Here is a 22,012-nt window from a genome sequence, read left to right as displayed (position 1 = left end):
ACCGTCCGGGGCCGGCCCGCTCAGATCTCCTGGGCGGGCCAGCTCAGCAGCCGGGCCCCGATGACCGCGGTCTGCAGGGTGTAACGGTGCACCGGGTCGGCGGGGTTGGCCCCGGTCAGCTGGTGGATGCGCTCCAGCCGGTAGGTGAGAGCCCGCACACTGAGCGCCAGGCGCCGGGCGGCCTCGGCCGCGGTGCAGCCGGCGTCGAAGTACACCTCCAGGGTCCGCAGCAACGGCTCAACACCGCCGCGAGCCCCGCGCAGCGGACCCAGCACACTCAGCACGAGGTCGGCCATGGCCTGCCGGTCGCGGGTGAGCACCGGGTAGACGAGCAGGTCGGCGGCGCGCAGCACGGGTTCGTCCAGCTCCAGCCGCTCGGCGAGTTCGAGGGTGCTCAGCGCCTCCTCGTAGCTGTGCACCACACCGCCCGCGCCGGTCTGGGGGCGCCCGATGGCCACCCGGCTGCCGTCCGTGGCCGCGTACGCCTGCTTGGCGAAGAAGGCGAGGACGTCGTCCTGGTCGCCGGGCGCGATGCAGATCAACTGCCCGTTCTTGGTGGTGATCAGGATGCGCCGGTCCCCGAAGCGGGAGATGAGCGCCGTCTCCACGAGCCGGGTGACCGGTGCGGTGTCGTCGTACGCCTCGGGCCCCTCGGCCACCGCGACGGCGTGGGCGTGGGAGAGGACCAGGCCGAACCGCTCGGCCCGTTCGGCGAGCCGGCCCAGGTCGCTGCGCCCGTAGAGCAGGTCGTCGATGAACTCCCGCCGCGCGGCCTCCTCCTGTCGCACGGCGAGACGCTGGGCGCGTTCGTATCCCTCGGCGAAGGCGTCGACGGCCTGGGCGACGGCGGCGAGCACGGTGTCCGTGACGCCCAGGCCGGGGACCGTCGAACCGCCGGGCCAGGAGGCGCGCGTGGCGTCCAGGTGCAGTCGTACGAGGCCGCGCAGACTGTGTCCCGCCTCCGCGGCCTGCTCGCCCAGGCGCCGCCGGTCCTCCAACTCGTCGCGGGTCAGCCTGCGCCCCGTGCCGGCCGCCCCGGCCAGGATCTCGGCGTACCCGGTCAGATACGTCTCCGACTGATCCGACCGCTGATCCGTCCGCTGATCCGTCCGCTGGTCCGTCCGGTGATCCGTCCGCCGGCCCGCCTGCTGGTCCGTCACCCCGCGCCTCCCCTGCCGTTCACGCCCGGTGCGCGGTGTCCGGCAACGTGAGGGTAGTCAAGGCTGCCGGAAACCGGCAATGCGGAGGGGCGTGGTCATGGGGTGCCCGGCGGGGCCCGTGCCGCCGGCCCGGCAGACTGCATCTCCGCGGGCTGTCTGATCCGGGCCGCGTCCCAGCAGGACGGACGCCGCACCGTCCTCCAGCTCACCGGGGAGGGCCACGAGATGCTGGCCCGGTTCCGCAGCCACCAGCGGTCCGCCTTCGAGCACATCACCAGGGACTGGCCGGAGGCCGAGCGGCTGGAGTTCGCCCGTCTGCTCATCAAGTACGTCGACGCCATCGCCGACCTGCAGCAGCCCTCCGGGAACGGCTGAGAAGCACGTTGAGCGTCACGGCCGCTGGTAGGGCTGCTGCTGCGGCTGCCCGTGCGCCTGGCCGGGGCCGCCCTGGCCGCTCACGGCCTGCGTCTGGAGCTGCTCCGCCTGCTCCTTCGACACCTGCTGCTCGGCACCGCAGAAGGTGCACTGCGTCAGGTACTTCGTGGAGAACGGGAACAGCGGCACGAAGAACAGCGTGAACTTCGTGACGCGTTTCCTGAGCGTGTGCGCGGAGGGGTTGCCGCACTGGCCGCACACCAGTGTCAGTATCGCCAGCTGGTAGAGGTATCCCTTGGTGCCGAAGATGATCACGGGGCGGTCCTTCCGGGTCGGTGCCCGCGGGCGCGCAGGGCACGCAGATCTTCTCCCAGATTGCGCCCGGGTGGGCCCCGGAAGCCAACCGCGGCCGACGGCGGCCGGCGTCACCCGCCCGCGTCCGCGCCCCCCGCCTCCCAGCGCAGCAGGTCTCCCGGCTGGCACTCCAGTACGTCGCAGAGCGCGGCGAGCGTCGTGAAGCGCACCGCCTTGGCGCGGCCGTTCTTGAGCACGGCCAGGTTGGCGGGGGTGATCCCGACGCGCTCCGCCAGCTCGCCCACGGACATCTTGCGCTTCGCCAGCATCACGTCGATGTCGACGACGATCGCCATCAGATCACCTCTGCCAGCTCGTCCCGCATCCGCGCCGCCTCGATGTCGCGCGCGACGGCCTGGGCGAGCAGCATCCGCAGGACGAGCACGACCAGCGCCACGCCCAGGACCGCGACGACGACCCCGCCCAGGATGAGGACGATGCCGGGCGCGACGGCCTCGCCCGGGGCCAGGACGACCCCGAGCGTGAAGACCAGGAGCGCGGCCGCGACGAAGGCGCCGATCACGACATGGACGTACCGGAAGGCATCGAGGGAGAACACGGTGCCCCGCCGCACCATCGTCACCAGCCGCCAGACGCAGATCAGCACGACCTCGGCTGCCGCGGCACCCAGGACGACGATCAGGAAGACCGGCGTGCGTACGGACGCCAGGGCGGCGTCGGGATCACCCGTACCGGCCACCAGCAACCAGACCAGCACGGCCTGAATGAACACCGAACCTGCGAGCAGCATGACGAGCACGCCCCGCAACGCGAGAACTGTCAGCTGTCCCATCACCCCTCCTTCATTCGACTTCAATCGACCTACGATGGGAATCTATCGAGAAACGATAGGTAGGGCAAGGTCTGGCGCAGAGGGGCGGGTGTCATCCGTCCGGTTCGGGGCACCCCATAGGCACGGAGAGTCAGCGATCGGGAGCGGTCAGTCATGGCGGTGGCGCAGGAACCCGGAATCGCGGAGGCGGCGGAACCCGCCGTCTCGCCGGTCAGTTCCCACAACGAGTGGGACCCGCTGGAGGAGGTCGTCGTCGGCCGGCTGGAAGGCGCGACGATTCCCTCCGACCACCCGGTCGTGACCTGCAACGTCCCACCGTGGGCGGCCCGGTTCCAGGGACTGGCCGCCGGCTTCAGGTATCCGCGCGTCCTGGTCGAGCGGGCGCAGCGGGAGCTCGACGGGTTCGTCGCCCTGCTGCAGTCGCTCGGCGTCACGGTCACGCGGCCGGACGCGGTCGACCACCGCCGGCGTTTCAGCACCCCCGACTGGTCGTCACGCGGCTTCTGCAACACCTGCCCGCGCGACTGCCTGCTCGTGATCGGCGACGAGATCATCGAGACCCCGATGGCCTGGCCGTGCCGCTACTTCGAGACGCACTCCTACCGCCCGATCCTCAAGGACTACTTCCGGCGCGGCGCGCGCTGGACGGCCGCACCGAAGCCCCAGCTCACCGACGAGCTGTTCGAGCCGGACTTCCGCGTCCCCGCGGCGGGCGAGCCGATGCGCCACATCCTCACCGAGTTCGAGCCGGTCTTCGACGCGGCGGACTTCGTGCGCGCGGGACGCGACCTCTTCGTCACCCGTAGCAACGTCACCAACCGCATGGGCATCGAATGGCTGCGCCGCCACCTCGGCCCCGGCTACCGCATCCACGAGATCGAGAGCCGCTGCCGCACGCCCATGCACATCGACACGACGTTCGTCCCCCTCGCGCCCGGCAGGGCACTGGTCAACCCGGAGTACGTCGACGTCGACCGCCTCCCTGACGCGCTGCGCTCCTGGGAGATCCTGACCGCGCCCGAGCCCGACCCGATCGACGACCGCATGCTCAAGATCACCTCGATGTGCGGCAAGTGGCTCAGCATGAACGTCCTCGTCCTCGACGACAAGCGAGTCATCGCGGAACGGCACCACACCGGCATGCTGCGCGCGCTGGAGAGCTGGGGCTTCGAGCCGATCCCGTGCGACCTGCTGCACTACGCGCCGTTCGGCGGCTCGTTCCACTGCGCGACCCTCGACGTACGGCGCCGCGGCACGCTCGAGTCGTACACCGACTGACGGTCGTGAACGGCTGACCCCTACACGTCGTGTGCGGTCGCTTTTGGGTTCCGTACCGGATGGTGCCGACGGCCCGAGGAAAGCGAAGCTGTAGCCGATCCAGCCTTTCCCGGACACAGTCCGGGGCGGGTCGGCCACGTATGCGCGGCTGCGCCACTTCGCCCTGGTGTGATCGTGACGTTCCCACCTCGCAAGGAGAGCAGATGGCCCGCCCCACCGACCGCGTCGCCTGCCCAGGGCCCCGCGCCGGGAGGAGGAGACCATGCCCGGATCCGACGACCAGCTGCTCAGTGAGATCGAGTCCCGCCTGCACCGCGACGACCCACGGTTCTCCCACGCCCTCGACACCGGCCGCCCACGCCGGCCACGTGAGTACCGCCACCTCCGGGCCTGGCTGCTGCTCGCCGCCGCCCTGGCGGTGCTGGGCTCCGGGGTCGTCCTGGCCCAGGGGCTGCTCATCGCCTCCGGCCTGGTCCTCGCGGGCATGGCCGGGGAACTCTTCGACCCGCATCGACGCGGGCGCGCGAACCGTTACCCTCCGCCCCGCTTCTGGACCCGCTGACCGCGGGCCGGCCCCGTACGACTCGGGGCGGGCTCGATGACCCTGCCCGAGCTGTACCTGACCCTGCTGATCGGCGGCACGGTGCTGCTGGCCAGCATCGCCGCCGCCCGCGCCGCCCACCGGGTGGGCCTGCCGAGCCTGTTGCTGTTCCTCGCCGTCGGTGTCGTCGCCGGAGAGGACGGGCTGGGCCTGGAGTTCGACGATGCTCAGCTGGCCCAGGCGCTGGGCACCGCCGCCCTGGCCGTCATCCTCGTCGACGGCGGCCTGACCACCCGGTGGAGCGACGTCAGGCGCTTGCTCGCCCCCGCCGGCGTGCTCGCCACCGCGGGCGTGGCCGTCTCCGTCGCGGTGACCGCGGCCGGCGCGCACTGGCTGCTGGGCATGGAATGGCACCTGGCCCTGCTGCTCGGTGCGATCGTCTCCTCCACCGACGCCGCCGCGGTCTTCGCCGTACTGCGCTCACTGCCGCTGCCGCAGAAGGTGACGGGCCTGGTGGAGGCGGAATCCGGCTTCAACGACGCCCCCACCATCATCCTGGTCCTGATCTTCTCCACCACCACCGCGGGCGACCTGCCCGGCCCCGCCCCGGTCGTGGGCAACCTGCTCTACCAGCTCGTGGTCGGCGGCACCCTCGGCGTGCTGATCGGCCGCCTGGGCGCCGCCGCGCTCCGGCACATCGCGCTCCCCGCGACCGGCCTGTACCCGCTCGCCACGGTCGGGTTCGGCATCGTCGCCTTCGCCGCGGCCGGGGCGGTCAACGCCAGCGGCATCATCGCCGCCTACCTGTCCGGCCTGGTCCTCGGCAACGCCGAGCTGCCCCACCGCGCCGCCACCCGCTCCTTCGCCGAAGGCGCCGGCTGGCTGGCCCAGATCGGCCTGTTCGTCATGCTCGGCCTGCTCGTCGACCCCAGCGAACTGCCCTCCGCGATCCTCCCGGCGCTCACCGTCGGCCTGGTCCTGCTGCTGGCCGCCCGCCCCGTCTCCGTGGTCCTGTGCCTGCTGCCCTTCCGCGTTCCCTGGCGCGAGCAGGCGTTCATCTCCTGGGCGGGCCTGCGCGGCGCGGTCCCCATCGTGCTCGCCACGTTCCCCATCGTCGCCGGGGTCGCCGGTGCCCGCGAGGTACTGAACATCGTCTTCGTCCTCGTCGTCCTCTTCACCCTCGTGCAGGGCCCCACCCTGCCCGCCGTCGCCCGCCTCCTGCGGCTGACCCGCTCCGACGCGCTGCGCGAGATCCAGGTCGAGACCGCCCCGCTCGACGTCCTGGACGCCGACCTGCTCACCGTGGCCATTCCGCGGGGCTCCCGCCTGCACGGCGTCGCCGTCTTCGAACTGCGCCTGCCGCCCCCGACCGTCCTCACCCTGATCGTGCGCGACGGCGTCACCGTCGTCCCCGACCGCGACAGCGTGCTGCGCGCCGGCGACGAACTCCTGCTCATCACCACCCCGCACACCCGGGAGGTCACGGAACGCCGCCTGCGTGCCATCGGTCGGCGCGGCAGACTCGCCCGCTGGCTCGGCGAACACGGCGCCCCGGAACCGGAACCCCGACCGGGCACATCGGCACGGACCACGGCACGAGCAGGTCAGTGGTAGGCGTGGACCACGGCGTGGCCCTTGCCGCGGCCGATCATCCACTTGTTGACCGGCGTGGTGATCACGAACGCCACGGCGAAGCCACCGAGGAGCGCCGCCCAGAACAGCCCGTCGGACAGGTGCGCGTCCATCGCTCCCGGCGTCAGCGCGATGATGCCGTTGTCGACCAGTTCCATCACCGCGATGGAGACGGTGTCGGCGGCCAGCGCGACCTTGATCGCGGCCTTCAGTGAAACCCCGGCGCGCACCACCGCGAAGAGGGTGAAGGAGTAGCCGAAGACGAAGGCCAGGGTGATCGCGAGGACCATCGTCTGCACGTTGCCCCACATCAGGGCGGTGCCGATGACCATGCCGAGGATCTCGCCGATGGCACACCCGGTGAGGCAGTGCAGCGTCGCCTTCATCGCCGTCGCCCAGGTCGTGCCCTTGCTGTGGTCCATGACCTTCATCCCCATTCGGCTCGACGTCCCGCTAGGACCTCGGCGGCCCCACACGTGGAAGAGTATACCCCCCTGGGGTATATCGGAAGGAGGGTTGGAGGTCGGAGGGAGGGATGTCGGCGGGCAGGCCGGAGCGGAGCCGGCGCCGACGGCGCCCGCTCCGCTCCGGGGTGATTCCGGTCAGTCCTTGCCGAGCAGCTGGTTCATCTGCTCGATCTCCGCGCTCTGCGAGGTGATGATCTCTCCGGCCATCTTCTTGGCCGGACCGTGGGCGCCGTCGGACTGCTCGGTCTTCGCCATCTCGACCGCGCCCTCGTGATGCTTGATCATCATCTCCATGAAGGTGGTGTCGAACGCCTTGCCCGAGGCGTCCTCGAGCCGGTTCATCTCCTCGGCCGTCATCATGCCGCCCATGCCGTGCGAGGAATGGTCCATGGCGCCCTCGGCGGGCACCTCCTCGCCCCAGGAGGTCAGCCAGCCGGAGAGCGTCTCGATCTCCGGGCCCTGGGCCTTCTCGATGTCCGAGGCGAGCTTCCTCACCTCGGCCGACCGCGCGCGGTCGGGCGCGAGGTCGGCCATCTCGACGGCCTGGCGGTGGTGGGGGATCATCCCCTTCGCGAAGGCGACGTCGGCGGCGTTGTGCTGTCCCTGCGACGCAGACGCAGACGCAGAGGCAGACGCCGACGAGGAAGCGGGCGCGTTGTGGTCGCCGTGTCCGGCCGAGCCGTCGCCGTCGCCACCACAGGCGGCCAGGACGAGTGCTGCCGCACCGGCGGCGGCGACGGCGGCACTACGGCGGACGAGTGAGCGCTTGCGGGTCATGGTCGTGCAACTCCTTCACGCGCGCCGTTCGCGGCGCGCGGTTCAAGCGGATGTGGGCGTGCGAAAGCGCGGCAGCCGTCGTCGGAGGACCGACTCCGGTCCGGTCTCCGGGGTGCCGTGCGGGGCGCTCTATATCCGCAGGAGTTGCAGCTCGGAAAGGTCGGGGGGCGCCCGGCCGTGCCGGGGCGACCCCAGGGCCGCCGCGGCGGGCGAGGACGCGGTGGGCGCGTCCAGCACGTCGCCGGCCAGTGCCGGCGGCGAGTAGGCGGAACCGGTCCCGGCGGCGGCGCACGTCGCGTCGGCATGGTCGAGGTGACTCGATCCGCCCTCCGGGTGCGCGCATCCTCCGCCCGCGTGCGGAGCGCGGTCCGCCGAAGCCGCCGCCATCTCGTGGCCGGTGCGCGGCTGCGCCGTCGGCGTCACCTCGGGCAGGCCGTGCATGCCCAGCACTCCGGCCAGAACGGCCATCACCAGCAGCACGAAGAGCCGCCCTGCCGGGCGGCTGCTCGATCGGATGCTCCTGGCCACGCGCCCATCGTACGGCGCACCGGAAAACAAACGACCGAACTCATCGCCGGGGCTACTCTGTGCCGGGGGGAGGTCGCAGGGGCAGCGGCCTTCATGACGCGGGGGGACCGCATGCTGGAGCTCCTTGGACTGGGAAAGAACTCGGTAGAGCTTTACCGGGCCGTGCTGGCGCATCCGGGAATTTCGGTCGAGGACCTGGTGGACACGTTGAAGTGGCCGGCCGAGCGGGTGCGCTCCGCGCTCGACGAGTGCGTACGGCTGTCACTGGTCAGGCCCTCCTGGGAGGCGCCGGGCACGCTCAGACCGGTCCCGCCGGGCGTCGGACTCCAGGCGCTGCTCGCCAGACAGGAAGCCGAGTTCCTGGAGCGGCAACGGCAGATGACGGACGCGCGCGTCGAGGTCTCGCGGCTCGTCCACGACTACGCCGCGGTGCAACGGGAGTCGTCCCAGATCGAGACCGAGCGCATCGAGGGAATCGACGAGATCCGGTCCCGGATCGAGGAACTCAGCCACAACTGCCACGACTCGCTCCTGGCGTTCCATCCCGGCGGCGGGCAGTCGGCCGCCAGCCGCGCCGCGGGCCGGCCGCTGAGCGGGACCCTGCAGAGCCGGGGCGTCGTGATGCACACCGTCTACCTCGACAGCATCTACAACGACCCCGAGTCGGTCGACTACGCGCGCTGGCTGCTCCGTTCGGGAAACCACGTGCGCACCACGGCCTCGCTGCCCTCCCGGATGCTCATCTTCGACCGCCGGCAGGCGGTCGTGCCCATCGACCCGGACGATTCCGCGGCCGGCGCCATGGTGTTCCGCAGCGCCGGGATCCTCGCCAACCTCTGCGAACTCTTCGACCAGGTGTGGGACAAGGCCGTACCGCTCAGCGGTGAGAAGCGGCCGCGGCAGGCCGCCGAGGAGAACGAACTCACCGGTCAGGAACAGACCGTACTGCGCCTGCTCGGGGAAGGACTCACCGACGAGGTGGTCGCCCGCCGGCTGGGTGTCTCGGTGCGTACCGGACGCCGGATCACCGCGGAGCTGATGGGCCGGCTCGGCGCCAAGAGCCGCTTCCAGGCCGGGATGCGCGCCGTCGAGTACGGCTGGCTCGGCGGTGACGAGGACCGGGCCGCACACCCGGGCGAGCCCGCCGAGCCCGCCGAGCCCCTGGACGAGAACTCGGCCGACGCCTGTGAACAGGGCGAATCATCCGTATAGAGCTGGCATAGCGCCCCGACTCAACATCGACTCACCGAACGGATGGGCGGAGTCGCACGACTCCGGATCCTCACCGATCTCTCAGGGAGTCGACATGAGCAACGCGACCACCGGTCTGGACGCCGCACGCAAGCAGGAGATCAAGGAGGTCGTCTGCGACATCCTCGAGATCGACGAGGACGAGGTCACCGAGGTCAGCCTCTTCAAGGAGGACCACGACGCGGACTCGCTGCGCGCCATCGAGATCCTCGCCGCCCTCGAGCGCACCCAGCGCGTGACGATCGACCAGGCCGAGCTCAGCCGCATGGTCAACCTCGTCGGCGTGTACACCGTCGTCGAAGAGGCCTCCGCCCGCGGCTGACCGGCAGTGCTCCGGCCCTGCCCCGATCAGCCGGTTGAGTCAGCCAGAGGGTGAGCTTCGATGAACACAGGTATGCGAGGCACGGACGTCACCCCCCGCAGGGTGGTCGTCACCGGACTCGGCGTCGTCACCAGTATCGGCATCGGTATCGACGCGTTCACCACCGGACTCCGCGAAGGACGCGGCGGAGTCAAGCCGATCACGGCGTTCGACACCACCGGGTTCGACTACGCCAACGGGTGCGAGGTCACGGACTTCGACCCGGCGCAGTGGATCCACCGGGTGGACCCCGACGAGCTCGGGCGGGCCAGCCAGTTCTCCGTCGCAGCCACCCGGATGGCCATCGAGGACGCCGGGCTGACCGTGGACGAGGTGCGGGCCCGCCGCTCCCTGGTGTCCGTGGGCACCACGGACGGCGAGTCCCGCGACCTCGACCAGCTCGTCGAGACCGGTCTCGCCACCGGTCCCGAGTCGTACGACCCGGTGGTCGCCCGCCGGGTGCCGGCCGGCCGGCTCTCCTCCGGCATCATCCGGGAGTTCGCCCTGGAGGACGTCGAGGCCGTCACGATCCCGACCGCCTGCGCGGCGGGGAACTACGCGGTCGGCTACGGCTACGACGCACTGCGCAGCGGTGACGTGGACGTCGCCCTGGTGGGCGGGGCGGACGCGCTGTGCCGCAAGACCTTCACCGGTTTCTACCGGCTCGGCACCATCGCCCCCGAGGCCTGCCAGCCCTTCGACAAGGACCGCAAGGGCATCCTCACCGGTGAGGGGGCCGGGATCCTCCTGCTGGAGAGCCTGGACTCCGCGCTCGCCCGGGGCGCCCGGATCTACGCGGAAGTGCTCGGTTACGGGCTCGCCTGCGACGCCCTGCACCCGGTCGCGCCCGACCGGGACAGCATCGCCCGCACGATCGACATCGCCCACCGCAACGCGGGGGTGACGCCCGACCAGATCGACTTCGTCTCCGCGCACGGCACCGGCACCAGGGCCAACGACATCACCGAGGTCGGCGCGATCCGGCAGATCTTCGGCGCCGACGCCATGCCGCGGACGGTCTCCATCAAGTCGATGATCGGCCACAGCATGGGGGCGGCCAGCGCGGTCGCCGCCGCGGCCTGTGCCGTGGCCCTCACACAGGGCTTCATCCCGCCGACCGTCAACCACAACGAGACGGACCCCGAGTGCGGCGTCGACTGCGTACCCAACGAGGCCCGTGAGGCCGAGCTGAACATCGTGCAGAACAACGCGCTCGCCTTCGGCGGGAACAACGCGGTGGTCATCCTCGGCAAGTACCGGAGCGCGGCATGAGCTGGCTCGTGACCGGGACGGGAGCCGTCGCCAGCATCGGCTCCGACACCGACGAGATCTACGAGTCGCTGGTGGCGGGCCGCAGCGGACTCGCCCCACTGCGCGGCTACGACCGCGGCAAGTTCCGCGCCCAGGTCGCCTACGAGATCGACGACCGGCCGGCCCCCGGCGTCGACGAACCCCTGCGGGCCACCCGCTGGCTGGAGCGGGCCGTCGAGGTGGCCGCGCGGGAAGCCGGCCTCGGCGACGACCTGTCGTCGGTGCCGGTCCTGGTCGGGACGACCCTGCGCGAGCTGCGCTCGGTCGAGCTGTCCTGGCGGGACGGTACGCCGGTGGAGGTGGCTGACCTGCACTTCGGCACCATGCTGCGCAGGCGCTTCGGTGCCGCCGACACCCACACCGTCGCCAACGCCTGCTCCGCGTCGCTCTACGCCCTGGCCCTCGCCACCGACCTGCTCGACCTCGGGCAGGCCGACACGGTGGTGGTGGCCGGCGTGGACACCATCTCGGAGAGCACGTACGGGCTGCTCGACCGCTGCTACCCCGAAGCCCCCGACCGGGTGCGGCCGTTCGACCGCGCCCGGCGCGGCATGCTCCAGGGCGAGGGCGCGGTCGCCGTCGTGCTGCGCAGGGAGGCCGACGGGCCCGGCCCGGGAGCCACCGTGCGGGCGCGGGTGCGCGGTGTCGCGGTCAACTGCGACGCCTACCACCCCTCGGCGCCCGAGGCGAAGAACATCGCCGCGGCCGTGCGGGAGGCACACCGCCGGGCCGGGGTCGGCTCCGCCGACATCGACCTGGTGATGCTGCACGGCACGGGCACCCCGCTCAACGACGAGGCGGAGTCCGCGGCCCTCGGCTCGGTCTTCGCCGGCGTCGAACCGTCCCCGTACATGACCGCGATCAAGTCGATGACCGGGCACACCGCCGGGGCGTCCGGGCTGCACAGCCTGGTCGCGGCCGTCGACGTGATGCGGCGCGGGAGCGTGCCGCCGATCGTCGGACTCGACGACCCGGTGGAGTCGGTGGCCGGGTTCCGGCTGGTGCGCGGGCAGGCGGTGCGCCCCGACGAGGAGCTGCGGATCGCCCAGATCGACTCCTTCGGCTTCGGTGGACTCAACGCCGTCGCGATCGTCGAGCGGTATGCCGATGACGAGGCGGCCGCAGGAGACGAGGCCGCCGCTGAGCACGAGGCTTACGCGGGACACGACGCGGACGCGGAGCGCGAGGCGTACGCGGGAGACGAGGCGGACGCGGGACACGACGCGCATGCGGGACACGAAGCGCACGCGGGAGACGAGACGGCCGGCGGCAACGGCGCCGCCGCGGTGCAGGAGGAGGGGCGGTGAGCCGGATGCACGTCGTGGTCACCGGACTCGGTACGGCGGTCCGCGGTCTCGCCACCCCCGAGGAGCTGCTCGGCGACCGGCGGCCCGGTGGCGTGCCGGCCGACCCGGTGGACCGGCTGACCGGCCGGGGCCTGCGCTACAAGGACCGGGCCACCAAGCTCGCCATGGTCGCGGGCGAGGAGGCGCTCGCCGCGGCCGGGCTGATCGGGGCGGACGGCGCGCCGACCGTTCCCGGCGAGTCCGTCGGCACCGTCGTCAGCACCAACTTCGGCAACGTCGACACCGTCTGCGAGACGGTCGCGACCATCGCCCGCGACACCTACCTCGGCACCAGCCCCATGCTGCTGCCCGCGACCTCCAGCAACGTGGTCGCCTCCTGGCTGGCCATCACGCACGGCCTGCGCGGCGCCAACCTGACCCTGTGCAACGGCCGTACCTCCGGTCTCGACGCGGTCAACTGGGCCCGACTGCTCATCGGTTCGGGCCGGGTCGAGCGGGTGCTCGTGGTGGGGGTGGAGCCGGACAACCCGGCGGTCCGCCATCTGGCGCCGGAGCAGGACGAGTTCTTCGACGGGGCGGCCGCCCTGGTGCTCGAGTCGGCCGCCTCCGCGGCCGCGCGCGGGGTGCGGCCCCTGGCCGAACTCGGTCCCTACGCGCGCCGCGCCGAGCACACCATGGCCGTCGCGGACGTACGCGAACGTGAACCGCGCGCCGTCGGCCTGTGGTGCGTGCCCGAACACCCCGAGGGCATCCGGGCCCCCGGCGCCTCCCTCGGGTCGGTGCCGGTCGGCGGCGTACGCGATCTGTCCGAACTGCTCGGTCCCAGCTCGGGGGCGCTCGGTGTGCTCCAGTGCGTGGCCGGCACGGCCTGGCTGGCCGGTGCCGCGCCGGACGGGGCCGGCGACGTGGTGCTCGCCAGCGCGGGCACCGGGGACACCGGCCGGGACGACGCGGCGGCGGCCCTCATCCTCACCCCGGCGGGGAGCGCGTGATGTGGGCCGACGAGGACCGCGAGGGCAGCGTACGGGTACGGCTGCGCCGGGCGCCGCACGACGACGCCCGGCGGCCCGTGCGGGTACTGCTCCTGCACGGCCTCGCCGGATCGACCGCCGTCTGGCGGCGGTTCACGGAGCTGGCCGGGGGCGAGCTGGAGCTGTGGGAGGCCGAACTTCCCTGGGCCGCCCACGGCGACACCCGGTGGAGCCACGACCCGGACCCGGTGCCCTGGGTGGCCAGGGCGCTGGACGCCGTACCGGGGCGGGTCGACCTGCTGATCGCGCACTCCTTCGCCGCCAACGCCGTACTGGAACTCCTGGTCTCCCGTCCCGCCGGACGGCCGGGCGCCTGCGTCCTCGTGTCCCCGTTCCACCGGGGTACGCCCGAGGAGTTCGAGTGGGACACCGCCGTCTACTACCTGCACGGCTTCCAGCGCATCCTCGACGAAGGGCTGCGGGTCGGTTCGGACGGCCGGATCCCCGTCGAGTTGCGCGAGGCGATGGCCCTGCGGGTGCGGGACCGGATCGGCCCGTACGGCTGGATGCGGTTCTTCGACGCCTACCTGCGCAGTCCCTTCCTCGACACCGCGGCCATCGGCCTGCCCACCCTCGTGGTGGCCGGCGAGCACGACTTCGCGGCCCGGCCGGCGGACGCCCGCGCCCTCGCCGGGGCGCTGCCGGACGCACGGCTGCGGATCTTCGAACGGTCCGGGCACTTCCCGATGGCCGAGCAGCCCGAGCTGTTCGTCGGGGCGGTGCACGGCTTCCTTTCCTCCCTGACACCCACCTCTTCCTCTCATCCCTCCCGCCTCCTCACCGAAGTACCGGAGTTGACGTGACCGCGAACAGCACCGCTCTCACCTTCCAGGAGCCGAGCTCCCTGGAGATACGGCCCCGGTACGAGGGGTCCAACATCTGCACCTGGATCGGCTTCAAGCACGTCAACTACCTCGTCGAGGAAGCCGTGCTGAACCATCTGCGGCAGAACGGCCTCCTGCCGGGCACGGTCTACGAGACGTACGGCCTGTGCACCGACATCGTCGACATCGACACCCGCATCCTGCACGCCTTCCACATCGACGACGTGGCACGCGCCGAGGTCAGGCCGCACCGCAGGGCCAAGGACGGCGAACTGCTGCTGTCGGTGGTGCTGCACGTCCAGCGCGAGACCCTCCTCAAGGCCGTGACCTCCACCGTCCGCGTCCAGCTGCGCCTCGACCCGCGAGGCGGGGGCAACGAGCCGGTGCCCGCGTCCCTCGCCCCGTACGCCGTCGAGCGGCTGGCCGCGGCCCCCGCCTGGGACGTGGTCGCGCCCGAGGTGAACCCGGAATCCGCGGACCTGGTCAAGGAGCTGACGGCGGGCACCAACTCCTTCGCCTGGAAGTTCCGGATCCCGTACTGGTACTGCCACTTCACCGAGCGCATCCAGATGTCGGGCTACCTGCGGCTGATGGAGGAGGCCAAGGACCAGCTCGTCGCCGATCGCGGCGTCTCGATCAAGACCCTGCTCGACGAGCAGAACTGGATCCCCGTCGTCCCGCACTCGCGCGTCACCGTCCTCGACGAGGCGCGCATGGAGGAGGACCTGTACGTGGTCCTCACCGTCGAGGAGATCTTCAAGGGCTTCACCTACACCTCCCGGATGGACACCTACGTCGTCCGTGACGGGGCGCTGGTGCACACCGCGACCGGGCGGATCACCCACGGCTACGCGGTGATCGAGAACCGCCGCGACTGGAGCCTGGTCTCCTTCGACGACCGCATGAACGCGGCGCTGGAGGGCAAGTCGGCATGACCGGCGAGGTCGTGGTCACCGGGATCGGTGCCGTCACCTGCCACGGCGGGGGTACGGACGCGCTGTGGCGTGCCATGACGGCGGCGCGGATCCGCCGGCCGGACGAGCCGGCCGACCCGCTCGCCGTGATGGACCTGCCGCGGATCAACCTGGTGCCCGACCCCGACCTGCGGGCGGCGCGCGCCACCCGGTTCGCCGTCGCGGCGGCCCGGGAAGCGCTCGCCGACGCGGGCCTGACCGGGCTGTCCGAGGCGGCGGTCGTCCTCGGCAGCTGCATGGGCGAGCCCGGTCCCAACGAGCGTGAGCGGGGCGGCGACCGATGGACCGCGCCGTTCCGGCTGGCCTCCGCGACCGCCACGCGACTCGGCCTGGCGGGCGTCGCCCACGACATCGGCAACGCCTGCTCGGCCGGCGGCTACGCGCTCGGCATGGCGTACGACATGGTGCGCGCGGGCGAGGCCGACGTGGTGCTCGCCGGCGGCTCCGACGCCTACTCGCGGGTCGCCCTCGGCTGCTTCAACCGGCTCGGCGCGGTCGACCCGGACCGGTGCCGGCCCTTCGAGACCGACCGGGCCGGCACGGTCTTCGCCGAGGGCGCGGGCATCCTCGTCGTCGAGTCCGCCGCGCACGCCGCGGCCCGCGGCGCCACGGCCCCGCTGACCCTGGCCGGCTCCGGCTGGAGCTGCGACGCGGGCCATGTGACGGCGCCGCACGCGGACGGCGAGCAGATCGTACGGGCCATGCGCGAGGCCGTCGGACCGGCGGGCGGTGCCACGGCCATCGGCTGCGTCATCCCGCACGGCACCGGGACGCGGCTCGGCGACGAGGTGGAGAGCCAGGCGCTGCACCGGGTCTTCGGCGAGCGGACGCCCGACGTGCCGCTCTACAGCCTCAAGGCGCTGCTCGGCCACGCGGGCGGGGCCTCGGCCGCGCTCGGCGCGGTCGCCGCCGCGCTGATCCTGCGCGACGGGCACGTCCCGCGCAACGTGCCGCTGCGCGAGCAGGACCCCGGGTGCGACGTGTGGCTGCCGCAGCGGACCCCGGTCCCGCTGCCGCACGACCGCCGGCGGGTCCTGGTGAACGCCTACGGGTTCGGCGGCAGCAATTCCTCAATGGTCCTGGAAGGAGCGGCGGCATGAGCGGGACCAACGGGACCGGCGGGACCATGTGGGCCGTCACGGGGGTCGGGGGTGTCGCCCCCGAGGCCGGTGCCGGGGACGGCGACTGGTTCGACCACCGGGTGCGGCTCGGGCCGCGCGGCTACAAGTACCTGCCCGCCGCCGCCCAGTACCTCCTCGCCGCGGCCCGCGCCGCGCTCGCCGACGGCGGCCGCACCGACGCGGTGCCCGCGGAGCGCAGGGGCGCCGCGCTCGCGCTCAACGGCGGTTTCGCCGGACTCTTCGACACCATGGACCGCCGGATCGCGCTGGAGGGCGGCGCGGCCGGACTGTCGCCCGCGACGGCGCCCTTCTTCGCGGTGAGCCTGCTCGGCTCCCGCCTCACCTCCGAGCTGAGCCTGAAGGCCTTCGCGCTGACACTGGCGAGCCCGAGGGTCGCGGCCCTGGAGGCGGTGGAGGCCGGCGGCCGGGCCCTCGCGGCCGGCCGCTGCGACACGCTCCTGGTCGGCGCGGCCGAGCACCGGCTGCCCGTGTCCCCGGCCGGTGACGGCTCCCCGGCGGGTGACGGCTCCCCGGCGGGTGACGGCTCCCCGGCGGGTGACGGCTCCCCGGCGGATGACGGTTCTCCGGCGGGTGACGGCGAACAGGGCGCCGTCGCCCTGACCCTGGAGCCGCGGTCCGCCGCCGAGGCGCGCGGCGCCCGCGTCCGGGGCACCGTCGCCGCACGCTCGCTGTTCGTCCCGCCGGGCCGGGAGCTGCCCGCCGGGCTGGTCTCCGGGGTCGTACGCCGGCTGCTGTCGGACCTGGACACCACCGTGGAGGTCCACCACGTCCTGGACGGCTCGCCGTTCGCCGTGACGGTGGCCGCCGCCGTGGACCGCGCGGCCGGCGCGACCGGACGCGTGACCCCCGCCGGGGCGGGCTGTCTGGCCGGGGCCCAGGCGCTGGCCGGGTCGCTCACCGGGCCGCCCGGCACCCGGCTGCTGACCACCGCCACGCGCGAGGGACACGCCGCGCTGGCACTCGTCCGTACCGGACCGGACCCGTACCGGGGTCCCGGGACGTCGCACACTTCCCAGAAGCGGGGGACCCACTGATGCTGAAATCCCTTGAAGGCAGCTGGTGCCTGGTACTCGGAGCCTCCAGCGGAATCGGCCGGGCCATCAGCCTCGGCCTGGCCCGCGAGGGGGTCAACGTCGTCGGGGTGCACTTCGACACCGCGGCCCGGGACGACGAGGTCGCCGCACTCGTCGACGAGATCCGCGGGTACGGCGTCGAGGTGTCGTTCCACAACGCGAACGCCGCCAGCCGTGCCACCCGCGACCGGCTCGTTCCGGAGATCGCCGAACTGACCGGTTCCACCGGCGGCATCGGCATCCTGGTGCACTCCCTCGCCTTCGGCACGCTCGTGCCGTTCCTGCCCCGCGAGGGCTGGGAGCGGCCGATCACCTCCCGGCAGCTGGAGATGACCCTCGACGTCATGGCGCACAGCCTCGTCTACTGGACGCAGGACCTGCACCGGGCCGGACTGCTGCGCAGCGGTTCCAAGATCTACGCGATGACCAGCGCGGGCGTCGTCCAGGCCCTGCCCAGCTACGGAGCGGTCTCCGCGGCCAAGAGCGCCCTGGAGGCCCATGTCCGGCAGCTCGCCTGTGAGCTGGCGCCGCAGGGCATCGCCGTCAACGCCCTGCGGGCGGGCGTCACGCTGACGCCCGCGTTGCAGGCCATCCCCGAGCACGCCGGCTATGTCGCGCGCGCCGCGGTGAACAACCCGCACTCCCGGCTGACCAGGCCCGACGACGTCGCCGAGGCGATCGCGGTGCTCTCGCGCACCGACTCGTCCTGGATCAGCGGCAACACCATCGGCGTCGACGGCGCCGAACTGCACGCCGCCGCCGGGGCCTGGGGCCCCGCCCCCACCGGCACCACCGACACCACCGGCAAGGAACTGAAGGGCGAGGGACGATGACCGCAGACAGTCTTGTCGTGTCCGGGTGGTCCACGGGATCGCCCTACGGGCTCGGCGCCGAGGCGTTCGCCGACGGAGTGCGCGCGGGCCGGGACGCCACGACCGCGTCGGGGCAGGGGCCGTACCGGCGCGCCGGTGAGATACCGGGTTTCGACGTGCGCGCCATCCTCGGCCGCAAGGGCACCCGCTCCATGGACCGGGCCACCGCCATCGCCGTCGCCACCACCGGCATGCTCCTGGAGACCGCCGGCGGCGGCCTCGCCGAGGACCGTCCCGACGACGTCGGCATGGTGCTCGGCACCGGCCACGGCAGCGTGCAGAGCATCATGGACTTCACCCGTGACTCCCTCACCGGGGAGAAGCCCTTCCACGTGGACCCGGCCCGCTTCCCCAACACGGTGATGAACCGGGCGGCCGGGCAGAGCGCCATCTGGCACACACTGCGCGGCCCCAACGCCACCGTGGCCGGCGGCGCGCTGACCGGGCTGCTGGCCCTCAACTACGCGTCGCGGCTGCTGCGGCGCAGACACTGCGAGGCCGTGCTGTGCGGCGCCGTCGAGGAGTACTCGGCCGACCGCGCCTGGCTGGAGTACCGGGGCAGGCAGGACGCCGCCCGGCGCTCGGCCGGACCGCTCGGCGAGGGCTGCGCGCTGTTCCTCCTCGAACCGCGCGGCCGCGCCGAGTCGTACGGGCGCCGCCCGCTGGCAACCCTGCTCGGCAGCCGCTTCCTCGGCTTCCCGGAGCCGGAGGGTGCCCAGCAGGCCGTCGTACGGGCCGTCACCGAGGCGCTCAAGGAGGCCGGAGCGGAGCCCGAGGACGTCTCGCTGATCGTGCCGAGCGACACCGGCGGCGCCCTCGGGGGACGCGAGGAGGCCGCCCTCAACGAGGTGTTCGGCCCGCACCGGCCCCGCCGGCTGCGCCTGCGCCGGCTCATCGGCGACGCCTCCGCCGCGTCCGCCGCCTTCCAGCTGGCCGCCGCGCTCAGCGTCACCGGCCCCGGCGAGGTGGCCCTGGTCACCTCCGTCGACCCGGACGGCCAGGTGGGCTGCACGCTGCTGCGGGTCTGAACCCGTGCTGCCGACCGCCCGCCGCCGCGCCTACCGCACCCGCCGCCTGCTCGTCCGGGCCCTGTACGCCGCACCAGCCGCACCGCCCGCACCAGCCGTCCCAGCCCGCCACATCCTCGAACGGAAGACGACCATGACCGAGACCACCGTCAGCAACCCCGCCACCGGCACCCCGTCCCTCGACAAGGAGGGCCTGCGCGTCCTCGTCGCGGAGATCCTCGACCTGGACGTCGCGGAGGTCACCGACGACGCCCACTTCGTCGACGACCTCGACGTGGACTCGCTGATGGCCCTGGAGATAACCGTGCGCCTGGAGCGCGAGTACGCGGTGAAGATGGCCGAGTCCGAGCTCGTCGCCATCACCTCCCTCCAGGGCACCTACGACCTGCTGGACAGGAAGCTGAAGGAGAAGGGGCAGGCCGCGTGAGCCGCGCGAGCGCGCTCGGCGCGGACGGCCTGGAACTGCTGCGCAACGAGCCGTCCGGCGCCACCACCGCCTTCGTCGCCGAGCCGGACGACCCGGTGCTCATCGGCCACTACCCGGGCTTCCCGGTGCAGCCGGGCGTGTTCCTGGTCGAGGCCGCCGACCGCACCGTCCGGCTGTGGGCGGACGGCGCCGGTCTCGGCGCGGGCCTCGAACTGGTCGCCATGGACCGCTGCCGCTTCCGCCGCCCGGTCTTCCCCGGCGACCGGGTCTCCACCGAGGTGACGGTCGACGCCGGCGAGGAGGGCGGGCTGCTGACCGCCAAGGCGTCCGCGCTCACCGTGTCCGGAGCCGTCGCCGACATCAGACTGCGCTACCGCCGCACCTCCGCGGCGACGACGCCGACACCCGAAGGAGAGGCCCAGTGAACGCGCCCGCACCCGAGGAGGTACGTCACGGGACCGACGGGACCGGCGGATTCCACGGGATCCACCGGATCAAGAACACCATCCCGCACCGCGTGCCCATCCTGCTGGTCGACCGTGTCGGCGAGGTCGTGCCCGGCGTGCGCATGACGACGTACAAGGCGATCTCCGGCAACGAGCCCTGCTACGCGCAGCTCGGGCAGCACGCGGGACCCGCCGACTACGCGTATCCGACCGCGTTCGTCATCGAGTCGTGGGCGCAGTCCGCCGTGCTCCTGTCCACCTGGGAGCAGCCCAACCCGGACGTGCTCGCGGGCAAGGTCGAGCTGGCCGGTGCCATCAACGACGTGGCCTTCGACGGCCAGGCGTACCCGGGGGAGGTCCTCGAACACTCCGTACGCCTGCTCAAGCAGGCCGGGGACACCGCGATCCTCACCGGGGAGACCCATGTCGGCGGCCGGCGGCTGCTGAGCGTAGGCGCCTTCGTCGTCGCCCTGAAGGACGTCACCGAACTGCTGCCCGCGCCCGCGGGCCTGCCCGTGTGAAAGGAGGACGTCAACCATGACTGCTGAGGCCTCGGAAGCGAAGGTCGCCCTGGTCACCGGCGGTTCGCGCGGCATCGGCCGCGCCGTCGTGAACCGGCTCGCGAGCGACGGCTACGACATCGCGTTCTGCTACCGCTCCGACGAGTCCGCCGCCGACCTGGTGGCGAAGGAGGTCGCGGCCCTGGGCCGCAGGGTGTTCGCCCGCAAGGTGGACGTCGCCGACCGTGAGCAGGTCAAGGCGTTCGTCACGAGCGTCGAGGACGAGTTCGGGCCGGTCGCCGCCGCGGTCACCTCGGCCGGGATCACCCGGGACAACCCGCTGGTCCTGATGCCGGACGACGACTGGGACGCGGTGATCCGGACCAACCTGGACGGCACGTACAACGTCTGCCGCTCGGTGATCTACCCGATGATCAAGCGGCGCGGCGGCGCGGTGGTGACCCTGTCGTCCGTCGCCGGCGTCGCGGGCAACGCCGCGCAGACCAACTACGCGGCGTCCAAGGCCGGCATCATCGGCTTCACCCGCTCCCTCGCCAAGGAGGGCGGCAGGTACGCCATCCGCGCCAACACGGTCGCCCCGGGCTTCATCGAGACCGACATGACGTCGGCCCTGACGGAGAAGGTCACCAAGGAGATGGTCGGGCGGATCCCGCTGCGCCGCTTCGGCACGGTCGACGACGTCGCCGCGCTCGTCTCCTTCCTCGTCTCCGACCAGGCCTCCTACGTCACCGGACAGGTGTTCCAGGTGGACGGCGGCATCGCGCTGTGAGCACCGGGAAGCGCAAGCGGGTGGTGCCGCGGTTCTACTTCTCGCTGCGCAGCCCGTACTCCTGGCTCGCCTACCGCGAACTCGTCGACGAGCACCGGGAGCTGGCCGCGCGCATCGAGTGGATCCCGTTCTGCGAGCCGGACGAGCTGAGCCGCAAGATGCTGGACGCGGCGGGCGGGGAGTTCCCCTACGCCCCGATGTCGGCGGCCAAGCACCGCTACATCCTCCAGGACGTACGGCGTCTCGCCGCCGCGCGCGGGCTGAGCTTCCGGTGGCCCGTCGACCGGGACCCGGTGTGGGAGGTGCCGCACCTCGGCTACCTCGCCGCCCGGCGGCACGGCAAGGGCGCGCGGTTCGTCGAGCTCGCCGCGCGGGCCCGCTGGGAGGAGGGCCGGGACATCTGCGACCCGGCCGTCATCGGCTCCTTCGGCCCGGAACTCGGCATGCACAGCGCCGAGTTGGCGGGCGCGTCCGACGACCCCCAGCTCCGTGAGGAGGGCCTTGAGGCGCTGCTCGCGGTGCACCGCGACGGGGTGTTCGGGGTGCCGTTCTTCACCGTCCACTACGACAAGTTCTGGGGCGTCGACCGGCTGCGGGACTTCGTGGCGGCGGCCGCCGCCCGTGAGGCCCTGGAAGCCGGGGACGCCGGCCGCCCCGACGAGAACAACCGGAAGCTCCCGCACGGCCCGTCGTTCGACGACGGCCACGCGGGCGGCTGCGGCTGACACCGGGCGCCGGGACCACCCGGCGTCCCGGGCCCTCGCACGGCC

Annotated in this window: 27 protein-coding genes; 20 read left to right on the top strand and 7 right to left on the bottom strand. The window is 72.6% G+C overall.

What is annotated here, in order from left to right:
- Nucleotides 1–20 precede the first annotated feature (20 nt).
- Nucleotides 21–1,064: a helix-turn-helix domain-containing protein gene (locus RI578_RS18670; protein WP_310875804.1), complete on the bottom strand. Its 1,044-nt coding sequence runs from the start codon at nt 1,062–1,064 to the stop codon at nt 21–23.
- Between the two features lie 198 nt (nt 1,065–1,262).
- Here RI578_RS18670 and RI578_RS18665 point away from each other — a divergent pair, with 198 nt between their 5' ends.
- Nucleotides 1,263–1,535 carry a MarR family winged helix-turn-helix transcriptional regulator gene (locus RI578_RS18665; protein ID WP_310872132.1) on the top strand — a complete coding sequence of 91 codons (273 nt, stop codon included), beginning with the start codon at nt 1,263–1,265 and terminating at the stop codon, nt 1,533–1,535.
- A 15-nt stretch (nt 1,536–1,550) separates the two neighbouring features.
- Here RI578_RS18665 and RI578_RS18660 read toward each other — a convergent pair whose 3' ends face one another.
- From RI578_RS18660 to RI578_RS18650, 3 genes are all read right to left on the bottom strand, one after another.
- Nucleotides 1,551–1,850 (bottom strand): zinc-ribbon domain-containing protein, encoded by a 300-nt coding sequence (locus RI578_RS18660; RefSeq protein WP_310872131.1) that lies wholly within the window; start codon nt 1,848–1,850, stop codon nt 1,551–1,553.
- Nucleotides 1,851–1,960: 110 nt separating this feature from the next.
- The gene (locus tag RI578_RS18655) at nt 1,961–2,185 is read right to left on the bottom strand and encodes a helix-turn-helix transcriptional regulator (RefSeq protein ID WP_310872130.1); all 225 of its coding nucleotides are present in this window, start codon (nt 2,183–2,185) and stop codon (nt 1,961–1,963) included.
- Nucleotides 2,185–2,682 (bottom strand): DUF2975 domain-containing protein, encoded by a 498-nt coding sequence (locus RI578_RS18650; protein ID WP_310872129.1) that lies wholly within the window; start codon nt 2,680–2,682, stop codon nt 2,185–2,187. The genes RI578_RS18655 and RI578_RS18650 overlap by 1 nt, the downstream gene beginning before the upstream one ends.
- 153 nt (nt 2,683–2,835) lie before the next feature.
- Here RI578_RS18650 and RI578_RS18645 point away from each other — a divergent pair, with 153 nt between their 5' ends.
- From RI578_RS18645 to RI578_RS18635, 3 genes are all read left to right on the top strand, one after another.
- Nucleotides 2,836–3,960, top strand: coding sequence for an amidinotransferase (locus RI578_RS18645; RefSeq protein ID WP_310872128.1), 1,125 nt, complete (start codon nt 2,836–2,838; stop codon nt 3,958–3,960).
- 262 nt (nt 3,961–4,222) lie between these two features.
- A complete protein-coding gene (locus RI578_RS18640; protein ID WP_310872127.1) occupies nt 4,223–4,522 on the top strand; it encodes a DUF3040 domain-containing protein in 300 nt (99 codons plus the stop codon).
- Nucleotides 4,523–4,558: 36 nt separating this feature from the next.
- On the top strand, nt 4,559–6,115 hold the full coding sequence (locus tag RI578_RS18635) for a potassium/proton antiporter (protein ID WP_310872126.1): 1,557 nt from the start codon (nt 4,559–4,561) through the stop codon (nt 6,113–6,115).
- Here RI578_RS18635 and RI578_RS18630 read toward each other — a convergent pair.
- The 3 genes from RI578_RS18630 to RI578_RS18620 form a co-directional block, all read right to left on the bottom strand.
- Complete coding sequence (locus RI578_RS18630; protein ID WP_310872125.1) at nt 6,106–6,570, bottom strand: DUF4396 domain-containing protein; 465 nt, start codon at nt 6,568–6,570, stop codon at nt 6,106–6,108. The two genes, RI578_RS18635 and RI578_RS18630, sit on opposite strands and share 10 nt — an antisense overlap.
- 165 nt (nt 6,571–6,735) lie before the next feature.
- Nucleotides 6,736–7,377 carry a DUF305 domain-containing protein gene (locus RI578_RS18625; RefSeq protein ID WP_310872124.1) on the bottom strand — a complete coding sequence of 214 codons (642 nt, stop codon included), beginning with the start codon at nt 7,375–7,377 and terminating at the stop codon, nt 6,736–6,738.
- Nucleotides 7,378–7,506: 129 nt separating this feature from the next.
- Nucleotides 7,507–7,905, bottom strand: a complete 399-nt coding sequence (locus RI578_RS18620; protein ID WP_310872123.1) for a DUF6153 family protein — start codon at nt 7,903–7,905, stop codon at nt 7,507–7,509.
- Between the two features lie 111 nt (nt 7,906–8,016).
- Here RI578_RS18620 and RI578_RS18615 point away from each other — a divergent pair, with 111 nt between their 5' ends.
- The 16 genes from RI578_RS18615 (at nt 8,017) to RI578_RS18540 (ending at nt 21,967) form a co-directional block, all read left to right on the top strand.
- Nucleotides 8,017–9,117: a LuxR C-terminal-related transcriptional regulator gene (locus RI578_RS18615; protein WP_310872122.1), complete on the top strand. Its 1,101-nt coding sequence runs from the start codon at nt 8,017–8,019 to the stop codon at nt 9,115–9,117.
- A gap of 94 nt (nt 9,118–9,211) precedes the next feature.
- A complete protein-coding gene (locus tag RI578_RS18610; RefSeq protein ID WP_310872121.1) occupies nt 9,212–9,478 on the top strand; it encodes an acyl carrier protein in 267 nt (88 codons plus the stop codon).
- A 60-nt stretch (nt 9,479–9,538) separates the two neighbouring features.
- Nucleotides 9,539–10,789, top strand: a complete 1,251-nt coding sequence (locus tag RI578_RS18605) for a beta-ketoacyl-[acyl-carrier-protein] synthase family protein (RefSeq protein WP_310872120.1) — start codon at nt 9,539–9,541, stop codon at nt 10,787–10,789.
- Complete coding sequence (locus RI578_RS18600; protein WP_310872119.1) at nt 10,786–12,135, top strand: beta-ketoacyl synthase N-terminal-like domain-containing protein; 1,350 nt, start codon at nt 10,786–10,788, stop codon at nt 12,133–12,135. The genes RI578_RS18605 and RI578_RS18600 overlap by 4 nt, the downstream gene beginning before the upstream one ends.
- Before the next feature lie 5 nt (nt 12,136–12,140).
- The gene (locus RI578_RS18595; RefSeq protein WP_310875803.1) at nt 12,141–13,127 is read left to right on the top strand and encodes a beta-ketoacyl synthase N-terminal-like domain-containing protein; all 987 of its coding nucleotides are present in this window, start codon (nt 12,141–12,143) and stop codon (nt 13,125–13,127) included.
- Nucleotides 13,127–13,969 (top strand): alpha/beta fold hydrolase, encoded by an 843-nt coding sequence (locus tag RI578_RS18590; RefSeq protein ID WP_310872118.1) that lies wholly within the window; start codon nt 13,127–13,129, stop codon nt 13,967–13,969. The genes RI578_RS18595 and RI578_RS18590 overlap by 1 nt, the downstream gene beginning before the upstream one ends.
- The gene (locus RI578_RS18585) at nt 13,966–14,925 is read left to right on the top strand and encodes a hypothetical protein (protein WP_310872117.1); all 960 of its coding nucleotides are present in this window, start codon (nt 13,966–13,968) and stop codon (nt 14,923–14,925) included. The genes RI578_RS18590 and RI578_RS18585 overlap by 4 nt, the downstream gene beginning before the upstream one ends.
- Entirely contained in the window at nt 14,922–16,064 is a 1,143-nt protein-coding gene (locus RI578_RS18580) for a beta-ketoacyl synthase N-terminal-like domain-containing protein (RefSeq protein ID WP_310872116.1), read from the top strand. The genes RI578_RS18585 and RI578_RS18580 overlap by 4 nt, the downstream gene beginning before the upstream one ends.
- Nucleotides 16,061–17,140, top strand: a complete 1,080-nt coding sequence (locus RI578_RS18575) for a beta-ketoacyl synthase N-terminal-like domain-containing protein (RefSeq protein ID WP_310872115.1) — start codon at nt 16,061–16,063, stop codon at nt 17,138–17,140. The genes RI578_RS18580 and RI578_RS18575 overlap by 4 nt, the downstream gene beginning before the upstream one ends.
- Nucleotides 17,140–18,012: an SDR family oxidoreductase gene (locus RI578_RS18570; RefSeq protein WP_310872114.1), complete on the top strand. Its 873-nt coding sequence runs from the start codon at nt 17,140–17,142 to the stop codon at nt 18,010–18,012. The genes RI578_RS18575 and RI578_RS18570 overlap by 1 nt, the downstream gene beginning before the upstream one ends.
- Nucleotides 18,009–19,079, top strand: coding sequence for a beta-ketoacyl synthase N-terminal-like domain-containing protein (locus tag RI578_RS18565; protein WP_310872113.1), 1,071 nt, complete (start codon nt 18,009–18,011; stop codon nt 19,077–19,079). Before RI578_RS18570 ends, RI578_RS18565 begins: the two co-directional genes overlap by 4 nt.
- Nucleotides 19,080–19,083: 4 nt before the next feature.
- Nucleotides 19,084–19,506, top strand: a complete 423-nt coding sequence (locus tag RI578_RS18560) for an acyl carrier protein (protein WP_310872112.1) — start codon at nt 19,084–19,086, stop codon at nt 19,504–19,506.
- A complete protein-coding gene (locus RI578_RS18555; protein WP_310872111.1) occupies nt 19,503–19,931 on the top strand; it encodes a hypothetical protein in 429 nt (142 codons plus the stop codon). Before RI578_RS18560 ends, RI578_RS18555 begins: the two co-directional genes overlap by 4 nt.
- Nucleotides 19,928–20,473: a 3-hydroxyacyl-ACP dehydratase gene (locus RI578_RS18550; RefSeq protein ID WP_310872110.1), complete on the top strand. Its 546-nt coding sequence runs from the start codon at nt 19,928–19,930 to the stop codon at nt 20,471–20,473. Before RI578_RS18555 ends, RI578_RS18550 begins: the two co-directional genes overlap by 4 nt.
- A gap of 16 nt (nt 20,474–20,489) precedes the next feature.
- Nucleotides 20,490–21,242 carry a 3-oxoacyl-[acyl-carrier-protein] reductase gene (fabG, locus tag RI578_RS18545; RefSeq protein ID WP_310872109.1) on the top strand — a complete coding sequence of 251 codons (753 nt, stop codon included), beginning with the start codon at nt 20,490–20,492 and terminating at the stop codon, nt 21,240–21,242.
- Nucleotides 21,239–21,967 carry a DsbA family protein gene (locus RI578_RS18540; RefSeq protein WP_310872108.1) on the top strand — a complete coding sequence of 243 codons (729 nt, stop codon included), beginning with the start codon at nt 21,239–21,241 and terminating at the stop codon, nt 21,965–21,967. The genes fabG and RI578_RS18540 overlap by 4 nt, the downstream gene beginning before the upstream one ends.
- Nucleotides 21,968–22,012: the final 45 nt, after the last annotated feature.

The organism is Streptomyces sp. BB1-1-1 (genome assembly GCF_031597775.1).
Classification (GTDB): Bacteria; Actinomycetota; Actinomycetes; order Streptomycetales; family Streptomycetaceae; genus Streptomyces; species Streptomyces thinghirensis.
This window is presented reverse-complemented; position numbering and strand designations above follow the sequence as displayed.